The 15,937-nt window shown below is 74.7% G+C and carries 2 protein-coding genes; one reads left to right on the top strand and one right to left on the bottom strand.

Translation table 11 applies throughout. The features are described 5' to 3' along the window. Positions 1-166 precede the first annotated feature (166 nt). Positions 167-1,750 (bottom strand): aminotransferase class III-fold pyridoxal phosphate-dependent enzyme, encoded by a 1,584-nt coding sequence (locus ACFZBP_RS05365; protein ID WP_391410129.1) that lies wholly within the window; start codon positions 1,748-1,750, stop codon positions 167-169. A gap of 296 nt (positions 1,751-2,046) precedes the next feature. Between ACFZBP_RS05365 and ACFZBP_RS05370 the strand changes: the two genes are divergently transcribed. Further along, positions 2,047-15,876 carry an SDR family NAD(P)-dependent oxidoreductase gene (locus ACFZBP_RS05370; protein ID WP_391410131.1) on the top strand — a complete coding sequence of 4,610 codons (13,830 nt, stop codon included), beginning with the start codon at positions 2,047-2,049 and terminating at the stop codon, positions 15,874-15,876. Positions 15,877-15,937: the final 61 nt, after the last annotated feature.

A 15,937-nucleotide genomic window follows, 5' to 3' on the forward strand; every position in this document is an offset into this window, starting at 1 on the left:
CCCGCGGGTCTGGTGGGGGGGGGCGCGCCGCGGGGGGGGGGGGCCCGCCCGCCGGGGCCCCCGGGGGGGGGGGGGGGGGGGGGGGGGCGGGGGGGCCCCCCCCCCCCCCCCCCCCCGCTCCCGCTCTGCGTTGTTCGCCTTCGCTGTCCGTGCCCGCCGCCCCCGTTCAGGCGTGCATGTGCAGCAACGTCTCGCCGTCCTGCTTCCGCAGGACCGCGATCAGATCGCGCAGCCCCTTGTCGGCCCGGGCGATCTCGTCGTCCGTGAGGTACACGGACGGCTCGAAGCGCAGGGTGTTCGTGGCGCTCGCGGTGGGGAAGATGCGGATCGCGTGGACGCGCAGCAGGTAACCGGCGAAGAGATAGCCGAGAAGACCCGCCTGCGCCTGGTCGCGGATGATCTCCGAGGTGGACTCGGACTGGTCGTGGAACTCCAGGCCGAGCATCAGGCCCTTGCCCCGGACGTCCTTGACGACGTCGCCGAACTCCTCCCTCAACCGGCCGAGCACCTCGAGGAGTTGGTCGCCGCGCTCGGCGGCCAGCCGGTACGCCCTGCCGTCGTCGGCCTCCAGCAGGTCCACGGTGCGTCCGGCGATGAGGGTGGAGAAGCTGTCCTTGGCGTAGGTGGAGCTGTGGACGAGTTCGAAGTCGGTGCGGTAGCGCGAGCCCCGGATCAGGGTGAGCGCGGCCTTGGCGATGCCGCCGCCGAGACTCTTGGCGAGGGTGTAGTAGTCGCCCTGGAGGCCGAGGTGCGAGCTGGCGAAGAACGCGCCGGAGCGGCCCATGCCGCTCTGCACCTCGTCCACGATGATCGGGCAGTCGATCGTGGCGCAGACCTCCTGGACCCGGCGTACGGCGGCCCGGTCGAGGACCCGGATGCCGGCCTCGCCCTGGATGGGTTCGAGGATGAAGGCGCAGATGACGGGCAGTTCCCGTTCGGTCAGGCGGACAACGCCGTCCTCGACGGTGACGTCCAGGACCGTCCTGCGCTCCTCGGCCACGGTCTTCTCCAGCGCGTCCGGCTGGTCGAGCGGCACGAAGCGGCACCGGGCGGCGAGGGCGGTGAACGGGGTGCGGTAGCCGACGTTGTGGGTGAGCTGGACGCTGCCGACCAGCTTGCCGTGGAAGGAGCCCTCCGGGGCCAGGAACACCGGACGGGCGGTCATGCGCTCGCTGTTGGCGGCCCGGACCGCGTCGAGCAGGTGGTCGATGTCGCCGACGTCGCCCGGCGTGGCGTCGGGGCCGAGGAGACCGGCGGCGGCGTCGGTGGCGATGCGGGCGCCGGACCGTACCGCCGCGCGGGCCTCGTCGAGGTGGGTCTCGATCTCCTCCGTCAGTTCGGCCAGCTTCATCACCCGGTCCAGCTCGGCGTGCTTGACGGCCACCTCGACGGCCTCGGCGCCGCTGTTGGCGAAGACCGCCGAATAGTGTTCGTCGGTGCCGAACTCCCGCTGGAGGATGCCGTTGATCTTCCAGGCGAGGTCGTTGGCGTACGGGTGCCGGGAGAACTGGGCGTGGATCGGGGTCCCCTGGTCGAGCAGGCCCTTGGCGTAGGCCACGATCTCCGGGTTGTTGTGCCCGAGTATCGCCGAGCCGTAGCCGCCCACCAGGTCGAGGACGGGGATTTCCGTGCCCTGGTCGTCGCGGTAGAAGAGGGTGTTTCCCTGGGAGCGGATGTATTCGACGCCGAGTCCGAGTGAGGACAGCCATCCGGCAAGGTGCGGTTCCGCCAGTTCGATTTTCTCGACCACCGGGTTTTCCTCTCCGATTGTTTTCTGCCCGACCAATGTCGGCAGACCCTAGCATTCACCTTCTACCACCTGCCGGTTCTGCCGTAATAGGCCAGTAACATCCCACTCTCCGGTAATTCTCGGGAACATCTCCGGTAATTGGCCGTCCTCGTGGCGGGTTCATTCCGGAGCGAACGGCACGTTACCGGGCCGGGACTGGATTTGGGCCGACTCGAAAAAACCCCGGATACGCTCGCCGGGAGCGCATGTTCGTTACCCGAGGTGATTTCCAGTAATGGAAGGGCAGCCGAGCGAAAATGACGAGTGAGCGACACTCCTCCGCAATCAACCCACTGGATCGGCAGGAACCGATCGCCGTCGTCGGCCTGTCCTGTCGGCTGCCCGGGGCCACCGGCCCCGAGGCGTTCTGGAGGCTGTTGCGCGAGGGCCGGGACGCCGTCACGCAGATGCCCGAGCACCGGTGGGAGCCGATATCGGCGGACGCCCGCAGCGAGATACGCCGGGGCGGGTTCCTGGACGCCGTCGAGGAGTTCGACGCCGCCTTCTTCGGGATCTCGCCCCGCGAGGCCGTCGTCATGGACCCCCAGCAACGGCTGCTGCTGGAGATCACCTGGGAGGCGCTGGAGGACGCGGGGATCGTCGCGGCGAGCCTCGACGGCAGCCCCACGGCCGTGTTCGTCGGCACCGCCCGCGAGGACTACACGAGCCTGGTCTACCGGCAGGGCTCCGCCGCCATCACCCAGCACACCGTCGCCGGCACCCACCGCGGCATCATCGCCAACCGGGTCTCGTACGCGCTCGGGCTGAACGGGCCGAGCCTCACCGTCGACACCTCCCAGTCGTCCTCGCTGGTCGCCGTGCACCTCGCGTGCGAGAGCCTGCGCGCCGGAGAGGCGGAACTGGCGCTCGCGGCGGGCGTCAACCTCAACCTCCTCGCCGAAGGGGTGGCCGGCGCCGAGCAGTTCGGCGGGCTCTCCCCGGACGGGCGCTGCTTCACCTTCGACGCCCGGGCGAACGGCTATGTGCGCGGCGAGGGCGCCGGCATGGTCGTGCTCAAGCCGCTGCGACAGGCCCTCGCCGACGGCGACCGGGTGCACGGCGTGATCCTCGGCAGCGCGGTCAACAACGACGGCGCCACGCCCGGCCTCACTGTGCCCAGCGCCGCCGCGCAGGAGAAGGTGATCCGGCTCGCCCACCGGCGGGCGGGGGTCACGCCGGACGCCGTCCAGTACGTCGAGCTGCACGGCACCGGAACCCCGGTCGGCGACCCGATCGAGGCCGCCGCGCTCGGGGCGGCGGTCAGCGCGCTCAAGGCACCCGGAGACCCGCTGCGGGTGGGCTCGGTGAAGACGAACATCGGGCACCTCGAAGGGGCCGCCGGCATCGCCGGGCTCATCAAGACGGTCCTCTCCGTCCGCCACCGCATGCTCCCGCCGAGCCTCAACTTCCGTACACCCAACCCGAGGATCCCGCTCGACACGCTCAACCTCTCGGTCAACGACGGGCTGGGCCAGTGGCCGCACCCCGAGCGGCCCCTGCTCGCCGGCGTGAGCTCCTTCGGCATGGGCGGCACCAACTGCCATGTGGTCGTGGGCGAGGCGCCCGGTGCTCGCGAGCCCGAGAACGCCCCGCGCACCCGCCCCGCGGACGCCGTGCTGCCCGTCGTGGTCTCCGGGCGGGGTCCGCAGGCGCTGCGCGCCCAGGCCGGGCGGCTCGCCGAGTACGTCGAGAGCCACGATGACGCCGACCCCGCCTCCGTCGGCCGGTCGTCGGTCTTCACCCGGTCACAGCTCGGTCACCGGGGTGTCGTGCTGGCCGCCGACCGGGACGAACTGGTCGCCGGGCTGCGCGCGTTGGCGTCGGGGCTGCCCGCCGCCAGGGTGGTGGCGGGGGCCGGGACGACGGGCCGGCTGGCCATGGTCTTCACCGGGCAGGGCGCCCAGCGCATAGGGATGGGCACCGAACTCCACGCGGCCTTTCCCGTGTTCGCGGCGGCCTTCGACACGGTGTGCGCCCACCTCGACCCGCTGTTGGAGCGACCGCTGCGCGAGGTCGTCGCCACCGGCGAGGGACTCGACGAGACCCGGTACACCCAGCCCGCGCTGTTCGCCGTCGAGGTCGCGCTGTACCGACTGTTCGAGTCATGGGGCGTACGGCCCGACGTCCTCGCCGGGCACTCGATCGGTGAGGTCGCCGCCGCCCATGTCGCCGGGGTCCTCTCGCTCGCCGACGCCTGCGCGCTGGTCGCCGCCCGCGGCCGGCTGATGCAGGAACTGGACGTCGCGGGCGCCATGGTCGCCGTCCAGGCCGCCGAGGACGAGGTGCTGCCGCTGCTGGCGGGTCGGGAGGGCGAGGTGGCGGTCGCCGCCGTCAACGGGCCCACGGCTCTCGTGCTCTCCGGGGACACGGACGCGGTGCTGGAGATCACCGCCGTCCTGAAGGACCGGGGACACAGGACCAAGCGGCTGACGGTGAGCCACGCCTTCCACTCCCCGCACATGGACGGGATGCTCGACGCATTCCGCCGTGTGGTCACCGGGCTGGCCTTCCGCATGCCCCGTATCCCCGTGGTCTCCACGGTGACAGGCGAGATCGCGGCGCCCGAACTGCTGACCTCCCCCGAGTACTGGGTCGAGCAGGTCCGCCGTCCGGTGCGGTTCATGCGGGCCGCGCGGACCCTGGAGGCGGAGGGCGTGGGGACCGTCCTCGAACTGGGGCCCGACGGCGTCTGTTCGGCGATGGTGGCCGAGAGCGTGCTCGACAGGGACTCGATCGCCACCGAACCGGCGCTGCGCCCGGGGCGGCCCGAGGAACAGACGGCCTGGACGGCGCTGGCCCGGGCGTTCGTCCGCGGTGCGGCGGTGGACTGGGCGGCCGTGTTCGAGGGGGCCGGGGGGCGTCGGATCGATCTGCCGACGTACGCGTTCCAACGGGAGCGGTACTGGGTGACGGATCTGGCCCGCGCGGAGGATGCCGCGGCCGGTGGTTCCCCCGTGCCCTCGCCCGGTTCCGGAGCCCTGCCCGCCGTCGTCCGGCCGCCGCACGCCGTCGCGTCCGGGGCGGCGGGTGAGCGGTCGGCGGTCGAGCTGGTGACCTCGCATGTCGCCGCCGTCCTGGGGTACGCCGCGGGACGGACCGTCGAGATGGACGTGCCGTTCCGGGACCTCGGCTTCAGCTCTTTGATGACCGTGGAACTGCGCGAGAACCTCGTCGGGGCGACCGGGCTGCGGCTGCCGACGGGGCTGGCGTTCGACCATCCGACGCCCAGAGCGCTGGCGGAGTTCGTCGCGGCCGAGCTGGCGGGGACGGACCCGGGCGGGGCCGACGAGGTTCTGCCGGGAGCGGTGGCCGGGGCCGGCTCGGGCTCGGGTGGGCAGGACGCGTACGACGAGCCGATCGCGATCGTCGGCATGGCCTGCCGGTACCCGGGTGGTGTCGCCTCGCCCGAGGAGCTGTGGGGCCTGGTGGCCGAGGGCGGCGACGCGATCTCCGCGTTCCCGACCGACCGGGGCTGGGCCGAGGACCTCTATGACCAGGACCACGAGCGGTCCGGCAAGAGCTATGTCCGCGAGGGCGGGTTCCTGCACGACGCGGGCCGGTTCGACGCGTCCTTCTTCGGGATCTCCCCGCGCGAGGCGCAGGCCATGGACCCGCAGCAGCGGCTGCTGCTGGAGACCGCCTGGGAGGCGCTGGAGCGGGCCGGACTGGTTCCGCGGCAGCTGCGCGGCAGCCGTACCGGGGTCTTCGTCGGCGCGACGGCAGGCGACTACGGGCCCCGGATGCACGACGCGCCCGAGGGCGTCGAGGGGCATCTGCTGACCGGCGGCGCGGCGAGCGTGATGTCCGGGCGGATCGCCTACCAGTTCGGGTTCGTGGGGCCCGCGGTGACCGTGGACACGGCGTGCTCCTCGTCGCTGGTCGCGCTGCATCTGGCGGTGCAGTCGCTGCGGCGCGGCGAGTCGAGTCTCGCGGTCGCGGGCGGGGTGACGGTCATGTCGACGCCCGGCATGTTCCTGGAGTTCTCGCGGCAGCACGGGCTGGCGGCGGACGCGCGGTGCAAGGCGTTCGCGGCGGCGGCCGACGGGACCGCGTGGGCGGAGGGCGTGGGCCTGCTGGTCGTGGAGCGGCTCTCCGACGCGCGCCGCAACGGCCACCCGGTCCTCGCGGTGGTGCGGGGTTCGGCCGTCAACTCCGACGGCGCGTCCAACGGGCTGAGCGCCCCGAACGGACTGTCGCAGCAGCGGGTGATCCGGCAGGCGCTCGCCGACGCCGGGCTCACCACGGCCGACGTCGACGTCATGGAGGCGCACGGCACGGGCACCGCGCTGGGCGACCCCATCGAGGCGGAGGCCATCCTCGCCACGTACGGGCGGGACCGGGACGGCCGGGAGCCGGTGCTGCTCGGTTCGCTGAAGACCAACATCGGGCACGCGCAGGCCGCGGCCGGGGTCGGCGGCGTCATCAAGATGGTCCAGGCGATGCGACACGGCGTCGTACCGGCCACGCTGCACGTCGACGAGCCGACCCCGCACGTCGACTGGACGTCCGGCGCCGCGGAACTGGTCCGCGAGCGGCGGCAGTGGCCGCACACCGCCGCGCCCCGACGAGCCGCCGTGTCGTCCTTCGGGATCAGCGGCACGAACGCGCACGTGATCGTGGAACAGGGGGACGTCGCGGACGCGATCCCGGGGGCCGAGACGGCCGCGGCCTCCCCCGTCCCTCGTCTCCCCTGGGTCCTCTCCGCCCCCACCGAGGACGGCCTGCGCGCGCAGGCCGGGCGGTTGCGGGAGTTCGTGACGGGTGCGGGCGCGGTGCGCATCGGGGACGTCGGGCTGGCACTGGCGACCACGCGGACCGCGTTCCGGCGGCGGGCCGTGGTGCTGGGCTCGGACGTCGGCGAGCTGCTGGCCGGGCTGGACGCGGTCAGCGACGGGTCGGGAGCCCCGAACGTCGTGCGCGGCACCGCCGGCGAAACAGGGCGGACGGCGTTGCTGTTCACCGGACAGGGCGCCCAACGCCTCGGGATGGGCCGGGAGTTGTACGAGGCGTTCCCGGTGTTCGCCGAGGCGCTGGACACGGTGTGCGCGGCACTCGACCCGCACCTGGAGCGGCCGTTGCGCGAGGTGCTGTTCGCCGAGGAGGGCAGTGCGGCGGCGCAGCTGCTGCACCGCACGCAGTACACCCAGCCCGCGCTGTTCGCCGTGGAGGTGGCCGTCTTCCGGCTGCTGGTCGAGCGTGACGGGGTCGTGCCCGAGCTGCTCGCCGGGCACTCGATCGGCGAGCTGGCGGCGGCCCACGTCGCCGGTGTGCTGTCGCTCGAGGACGCCGCCGCGCTGGTCGCGGCCCGGGGCCGGCTGATGCAGGCGGCCCGTTCGGACGGGGCGATGATCGCGGTCCAGGCCGATCCGGACGAGGTCGCCGAGTCGATCGCCGGGTACTCCGACGCCGTCTCCCTCGCCGCCGTCAACGGGCCCCGTTCCGTGGTCCTCGCGGGCGACGATCCGGTGGTCACCCGGATCGCGGAGGAGTGGCGTGAGCGCGGCAGCCGCACGCGCAGGCTCCAGGTGAGCCACGCCTTCCACTCGCCGCACATGGACGGCATCCTCGACGAGTTCCGCGAGGTGGCCCGGTCCCTGACCTTCCATCCGCCCACGATCCCGGTGGTCTCCACGGTCACCGGGGAACCCGCCGGGTCCGAGCTGCTGTGCTCCCCCGACTACTGGGCCGACCAGATCCGCGCCACCGTCCGCTTCCACGACGCCGTACGGTCGCTGCGGGCACTCGGGGCCGGGCTGTTCGTGGAGGTGGGCCCGGACGCCGTCCTCACCGGCATGGCGCGGGAGGCGTTCGCCGAGGACGAGGACGAGGGCGGCTCCGTGACGAGCGTCGCGCTCTCGCGGGCCGGGCGGCCGGAGGCGGACACGTACCTGACCGCCCTCGCGCACTTCCACGCGGCCGGCGGCGAGGTCGACCTGACCGCGTACTTCCCCGGCGCCGCCCGGATCGACCTGCCGACGTACGCCTTCCGGGGCGACCACTTCTGGCTGGCCCCCGGCGCCCGCTCCGACGCGCGCGGGCTCGGGCTGGAGCCGGCCGGTCACCCGCTGCTCGGCGCGGCGGTGGAGATGGCCGGCGGCGAGGACCTCGTCCTCACCGGCCGGTTGTCGCCGCGTACCCACCCGTGGCTGGCGGACCACGTCGTGGAGGGGGCGGTGCTGCTGCCCGCCACGGCCTTCCTGGAGCTGGCCTTCGCCGCCGGGGAGCGCGTGGGCGCGGACGCCGTCGACGACCTGACCCTGGAGACACCGCTGGTGCTGCCCGAGCAGGACTCGGTGCGTATCCAGGTCAGGGTCACCGACCCGGACGGCACGGGCGCCCGGTCGTTCACGATCCACTCGCGCCCGGCCACGGCCGACGACGACACGGCGGCGGACCGGTCGTGGACCCGGCACGCCACCGGCGTCCTCGCGTCGACCGCGGGTCCGGCCGTGACGGCCGGGGACACGGGTGCCTGGCCGCCCGCCGGCGCGGTGGCGCAGCCGGTCGAGGACGCCTACGCCGTGCTGCGGGACCTCGGCTACGACTACGGGCCCGCGTTCCGTGGCGTGCGGGCCGTGTGGCGGCTCGGCGACGACCTCCTCGCGGAGGTGGCGCTCGCCGACGAACAGCGCGAGGGGGCCGTCCTGTTCGGGCTGCACCCGGCGCTGCTCGACGCCGCCCTGCACCCACTGCTGCCGGCGGCGGCCCAGGATCCGGGGCGGATCCGGTTGCCGTTCTCCTGGTCGGGGGTCCGGCTGCACGCGGGCGGGGCCGCCGCGCTGCGGGTGCGGATCTCGCCCCTCGGCACGGACACCTTCCGGCTGACGGTCGCCGACGGCACGGGCGCTCCCGTCGTGACCGTCGACTCGCTCGCACTACGCCCGGTCGACCGCGGCAGGCTCGCCACGGCCGGCGCCGCCCGCGACGACGCGCTGTTCACCGTCGACTGGCCTGCGCTGCCCGCGACGGAGGTCCCCGCGTGGAGCCGGAGCGACCTCAGCGACCCGGCCGGTCTGTCCGCCGCCGCGCCGGCCGACCTCGTGGTGGTCACGCTCGCGACGGACGGTGAGGCGACGCCCGCCGCCGCGCGCGCCGCGACCGTACGGACGCTGGAGCTGGTTCAGCGGTGGCTGGACGACGAGCGGTTCGCGGGGTCCCGGCTGGTCGTCGTGACCACCGGTGCCGTCGCCGCGCTGCCCGGCGACGACGTGTCCGACCTGGTGCACGCGCCCCTGTGGGGTCTGCTGCGCACCGCGCAGACCGAGCACCCGGACCGGATCGTGCTCGTCGACCTCGACGGGACGGGCGACGCGCGGGCCCTGGTGGCCGCCGCCGTGGCCACCGGGGAACCGCAGATCGCCGTACGGGACGGGCGGTCGCACGCCCCGAGGCTGGCTCGCGCCACGGACCGCCGCACCGATCCGCTGCGGCTGGACCCGGACGGCACGGTGCTGATCACCGGCGGTACGGGTGGTCTCGGCGCGCTGTTCGCCCGGCATCTGGTGACCGGGCACGGCGCCCGCCGGCTGGTGCTGACCAGCCGCCGGGGACCCGACAGCCCTGGCGCGTCCGCGCTCGCCGAGGAGCTCACCGGGCTGGGCGCGCGGGTCCGGATCGCCGCGGTCGACGCCGCCGACCGGGAGGCGCTGGCCGAGCTGATCGCCGGCATACCGGCGGAGCACCCGCTGACCGCCGTGGTGCACACGGCCGGTGTCCTGGACGACGCCACGGTCGGCTCGCTGACCGGGGCGCAGGTGGAGACGGTCCTGCGGCCCAAGGTCGACGGGGCGTGGCATCTGCACGAGCTGACACGCGGTCAGGACCTGGCGGCGTTCGTGCTGTTCTCCTCCGTTTCGGGCGTCACCGGCATGGCGGGCCAGGCCAACTACGCCGCCGCCAACACCTTCCTCGACGCGCTCGCCCACCATCGCAGCGCGCGGGGCATGCCGGCGCACTCGCTGGCGTGGGGGCTGTGGGACGCGGCCGCCGGCATGGGCGGCACGCTCTCCGAGGCGGACGTGGCCCGCTGGGCGCGGACCGGTGTAGTACCGCTGGACCCGGAGCGGGGGCTGCGGCTGTTCGACGAGGCGCTGGCCGGCCCCGAGGCGCTCGTCGTGCCCGCCGCGCTGCGGCCGGGGCGGGCCGGTGCGGGCGCCGAGCAGGTCCCGGCCGTCTGGCGGGGCATGGTCCGCACCCGCCGGGTCGCGCGCACGGCGAGCGCCCCCGGCGCCGGGGACTGGTCGGCGCGGATCACCGCCCTGCCGAAGGAGGAACGGTACGCCGCGGTGCTCGCCGTGGTGCGTACGTCCGCCGCCCTGGCCCTGGGGCACGCCTCCGCCGACGCGGTGGACGCCGCTCGGGCGTTCAAGGAGCAGGGCTTCGACTCGCTCACCGCCGTGGAGCTGCGCAACCAGGTGAACAGCGCGACCGGGCTGCGGCTGGCGTCCACCGTCGTCTTCGACCATCCGAGCCCCGAGGCGCTGGCCCGTCATCTGCTGGGCCGCATCGCGGGCGAGGCCCCGGCCGCCGTGGCCCAGGTGCCGGTCGCGACCGGCACCGACGAGCCCATCGCGATCGTCGGGATGGCGTGCCGTTACCCCGGCGGGGTGAGCTCCCCGGAGGACCTGTGGCGGCTGGTGTCCGCCGGGACGGACGCGATCAGCGCCTTCCCCGTCAACCGCGGCTGGGACCTGGAGAAGCTGTACGACCCGGACCCCGGGAGCGCCGGCACCTCGTACGTGCGCGAGGGCGGGTTCCTGCACGACGCGGACCTCTTCGACCGGGAGTTCTTCGGGATCTCGCCGCGCGAGGCGACCGCGACCGACCCCCAGCAGCGGCTGCTCCTGGAGACCGCCTGGGAGGCCTTCGAGAACGCGGCGATCGATCCTGCCGCGTTGCGCGGCAGCAACACCGGGGTGTTCGTCGGCGCGATGTACGACGACTACGCGTCGCGGCTGCCGTCGGTGCCGGCCGAGTTCGAGGGATTCCTGCTGGTCGGGAACACCTCCAGCGTGATCTCCGGGCGGCTCGCCTACGCGTACGGCCTGGAGGGTCCCGCGGTCACCGTGGACACCGCCTGCTCGTCGTCGCTCGTCGCCCTGCACCTGGGGGCGCAGGCGCTGCGGTCCGGCGAGTCCGACCTCGTGATGGCGGGTGGGGTGACCGTGATGGCGGGGCCGGGCTCGTTCGTCGAGTTCAGCCGGCAGCGGGGCCTCGCGCCGGACGGCCGCTGCAAGTCGTTCTCCGCGCACGCCGACGGCACCGTGTGGAGCGAGGGCGTGGGCCTTCTGCTGCTGGAGCGGCTGTCCGACGCCCGGCGCAACGGGCACCAGGTGCTCGCCGTGCTGCGCGGTTCCGCCGTCAACCAGGACGGCGCCAGCAACGGGCTCACCGCGCCCAACGGCCCGTCCCAGGAGCGGGTGATCCGGCAGGCCCTCGCGGGCGCCGGACTGCGGGCCTTTGACGTCGACGCCGTGGAGGCGCATGGCACCGGCACCGCGCTGGGCGACCCGATCGAGGCACAGGCCCTGCTGGGCACGTACGGTGCCGACCACGACGCCCAGAACCCGCTGTGGCTGGGCTCGCTGAAGTCCAACATCGGACACGCGCAGGCCGCGGCCGGGGTCGGCGGTGTCATCAAGATGGTCCAGGCGATGCGGCACGGGGTGCTGCCGAAGACCCTGCACGCCGAGGAGCCCTCGCCGCACATCGACTGGGACAGCGGCGCCCTCGCCCTGCTCACCGAGGCCCGTGCGTGGCCGGAGGCCGGGCGTCCGCGCCGGGCCGCCGTGTCGTCGTTCGGTATCAGCGGCACCAACGCGCACGTGATCATCGAGCAGGCGGAGGGAGAGCCCGCGACGGCCGGCGCCGCCGGCTCCGGGGACGCCGCCACGGCCGAGGACCGCCCGGCCCCGGGCACCGCCCAGCCCTGGCTGCTGTCGGCCAAGTCGGACACGGCGCTGCGGGCGCAGGCCGAGCGGCTGCGGGCGTTCGTGGTCGAGCGGCCCAAAATCGCCCCCGTCGACGTCGGCTTCTCGCTGGCCACCGGCCGGGCCCGGCACGAGCACCGGGCCGCGGTGCTGGGACACGACCGGGACGAACTCCTGAGCGCCCTCGACGCGTTGGCGCGGGGCGAGGACACCCCCTCCGTCGTCCGTGCCGGCGGAGGTACGAGGGGCAGGACGGCGTTCCTGTTCACCGGGCAGGGCAGCCAGCGCCCCGGCATGGGACGCGCCCTGTACGCGGCCTCCCCGGTGTTCGCCGCCGCCTTCGACGAGGTGTGCACCCACCTCGACGCCCACCTCGAGCGATCTCTGCGCGACCTCGTGTTCGACGGTGGGGACGAGCTGAACCGCACGGTGTTCGCGCAGCCCGCGCTGTTCGCGCTGGAGGTCGCGCTGTTCCGGTTCGCCGAGTCCTGCGGCCTCACGCCCGACCATCTGCTGGGCCACTCGGTCGGCGAGTTCGCGGCGGCGCACGTCGCCGGTGTGCTGTCGCTGCCCGACGCGTGCGCGCTGGTGGCGGCCCGGGGCCGGCTCATGGACGCCCTGCCGGAGGGCGGCGCGATGCTCGCCGTCGCGGCGGCGGAGGACGAGATCACCCTGCCCGACGGGGTGAGCCTCGCCGCCGTCAACGGCCCCGAGGCGGTCGTGGTCTCGGGCGACGAGGACGCGGTCGCGACGCTGGAGGAGCACTGGCGGGCGGAGGGCCGCAAGGTCAAGCGCCTCGTCGTCTCGCACGCCTTCCACTCCCACCGCATGGACGGCATGCTCGACGCCTTCGCCGAGGCGGCCCGTGGCGTGACCTTCCACCCGCCGGCGCTGCCGATCGTGTCGACGGTCACCGGTGACCTGGTCGACGCCGCGCGACTGTGCACCCCGGAGTACTGGGTGGCCCAGGTGCGCCAGGCGGTGCGGTTCGCGGACGGGGTACGGCGGCTGGAGGCCGCCGGGGTCACCGACTATGTGGAGCTGGGACCCGACGGGGTGCTCTCCGCGCTGGTCGAGCCGTGTCTGACCGCACCGGCGGGGGCGGTGGTCCCGCTGCTGCGGGTCGGACGCCCCGCGACGCGCACCGCCCCCGCCGCTGTGACGCTGCTCGCCCTGCGCGGGGCCGACGTGGACTGGAACGCGGTCTTCCCCGGCGCCCGTCGCACCCCCCTGCCCGGCTACGCCTTCCAGCGGCAGCGCTACTGGCTCACGGCTCCGGCCGGCTCCGGTGACGCCACCGACCTCGGTCTCGACTCCCTGGACCATCCGCTGCTGGGCGCGGCCGTGGAGGCGGTCGACGGCGACAGTGTCGTCCTCACCGGCCGGGTCTCCCCGCGCACCCACCCCTGGTTCGCCGACCACGCCGTCATGGGCACCGTGCTGCTGCCGGGGACCGCGTTCGTGGACCTCGCGCTCCATGCCGCCCGCCGGGCCGGCTGCACCCTGGTCGACGAACTCACCCTGACCGCGCCGCTGGTGCTCCGCGAGGACGACGACGTACGCATCCAGGTGTCCGTCGGCGCCCCCGACGACTCCGGTCGGCGTCCGCTGACCGTGCACTCCCGTCCCGCGCGGGCCGACGGCGACCGCCGCTGGACGCGGCACGCCGAGGGAACGCTGAGCACGGGTGAGCCCGCCACGGTCCTCCCCGAGGGCGTACGGCGGCCCGCCGACGCCGTGGAGATCGACCTCGACGGGGTCTACGACGCCCTCGCCGAGCGGGAGTACGCGTACGGTCCGCTGTTCCGGAACCTGCGCCGGCTCTCCCGCCACGGGGACGACCTGCACGCCGAGGTCACCCTCGCCGAGGAGCACCGGGCCGAGGCCGCGCGCTTCGCGCTGCACCCGGCGCTGCTCGACGCGGCCCTGCACCCGCTGCTGCCGGGCGTGGCGGACGTGGCCTCCGGGCCGATGGTGCCGTTCTCCTGGTCCGGCATCAGCGTGCCCCCGGCCGGAACGGGCCCCGGCGCACTGCGGGTCCGGCTCGCGGTGACGCAGTCCGACGACACGACCGTGGCGGTCGCCCTGCACCTCGCCGACGAGACGGGGCTGCCGCTGGCCACGATCGACGAGCTCCGGCTGCGCCCCCTCTCCCCCGGCGACCTGGCCGCCGCGGGCGCCCGGGCCCGGGAGGGGCTGTACGGGGTGCGGTGGGTCCCCGTGCCGACCGACCCGGCCGCCGACGACGACGGCCCCTGGGTCGTGCTGGGCGAGGGGCTCCCGCGGCCCTCCGGTGCCCGGCCCGTCCCGTCGTACGACGACCTCGCCGCGCTGCGGGAGGCGATCGACGGCGGCGCCGAGGTCCCGACGACGGTGCTGCTGCCCCTGCTGCCACCGCCCGCTGAGGACGCGCCTGAGAACGCGGCCGCCCCGGATGGTGCGGCAGGCGCGGAGGCGATGGGTGCGGACGCTTCGGGCAGTGTTGGCGGGCTCGCCGGGCGGGCCCGGGCGGTGCTGCACGAGGTGCTCGGCACCGTACGGGACTGGCTGGCCGACGACCGGTTCGCGGCGAGCCGGCTGGTCGTGCTCACCCGAGGGGCCGTCGCCCCGGACGGTGAGGACGTCACCGATCTGGCGCGGGCCGGGGTCTGGGGTCTGCTGCGCTCCGCCCAGGCCGAGCAACGGGACCGGTTCACGCTGGTGGACCTCGACGAGCACCCCGGCTCCGACGAGGCCCTCGGCGCCGCGCTGCGCACCGGCGAACCCCAACTCCTCCTCCGCGCGGGCCAGATGCTGGCCCCGAGGCTGGCCCCGGCCGAACCGGGCGGCCCGGCCGGGCCGGACCGGGCGGGGCCGGACTGGCGGCGGGGCACGGTGCTCGTCACCGGCGGCACCGGCGCCCTCGGCGCGATCCTCGCCCGGCACCTGGTCACCGAGCACGGCGCCCGCCGGCTGCTGCTGACCAGCCGCCGCGGACCCGCCGGCCCCGGCGCCCCGGAGCTGGCCGAGGAGCTGACCGCGCTCGGCGCCCACGTCGAGATCGTGGCCGCCGACGCAGCCGACCGTGAACCGCTGGCCGCGCTGCTCGCCGGCATCCCCGACGAGCACCCGCTGACCGCCGTCGTGCACACCGCCGGCATCACCGACGACGCGACCGTCACCTCGCTGACGCCGGACCAGCTCGACGGCGTTCTGCGGCCCAAGGTCGACGGTGCGTGGCATCTGCACGAGCTGACGAAGGACGCGGACCTGGAGGCGTTCGTCCTGTACTCGTCCGTCGCCGGTGTCGTCGGCACACCGGGGCAGGCGAACTACGCCGCAGCCAACACCTTCCTGGACGCGCTCGCCCACCACCGGCACGCGAACGGCCTGCCCGCGCACTCCCTCGCGTGGGGGCTGTGGGCCGAGAGCAGCGCGCTCAGCACGCATCTGTCCGACGCGGACCTCAACCGTCTGGCCCGCCTCGGACTGCTGCCCCTCACCAACGCCGAGGCCACCGCGCTGTTCGACGCGGCGCTCGGCCTCGACCGGCCCGTGCACGCCGTCACCCGGATCGACACGGGTGCGCTGCGCGGGGCCGAGCACCTGCCGGCCGCGTTGCGGGGGCTCGCCCCGCGGCCGGCGCCCCGGGCCGAGCGGCAGCAGGTGCCGCTCCCGCAGCGGCTGGCCGGGCTGCCACCGGCGGAGCAGCAGCAGGTGCTCACCGATCTGGTGCGGGCGAGGACGGCCGCCGTCCTCGGACACGCCGACGCCACCTCGATCGGCACGACCCGCGCCTTCAGCGAGCTGGGCTTCGACTCGCTCACCGCGGTCGAGCTGCGCAATCAGCTGAACAGCGCCACCGGACTGCGGCTGCCCACCACGGTCGTCTTCGACCATCCGAACCCGGACGCCCTGGCGGCGTATCTGCGCGCCGAACTCGTCGTGGCGGTCGCCGAGCCGTCCCTCGCGGATCCGGTCCTGGCCGACCTCGACCGGCTCAAGGCCGCGCTGCCGGACGCGCTCTCGGACGTGGCGGCGCACCGGAGCATCGTCGACCGGCTGCGGGAACTGCTCGACCTCGCCGACGGCACCGACCCGCTTCGCGACGACGACCTGCCGGACCTCGACTCCGCGACCGACGAGGACCTGTTCGCCCTGGTCGACGAACTCGACTAGCGCGCGGGGCCGCACGGCCCGGGCCCGTTCCCGCCCCGGGCGGGCCGGGGCGCCCCATGAC

Source organism: Streptomyces sp. NPDC008086 (assembly GCF_042957325.1).
In the GTDB taxonomy this organism is placed as follows: domain Bacteria; phylum Actinomycetota; class Actinomycetes; order Streptomycetales; family Streptomycetaceae; genus Streptomyces.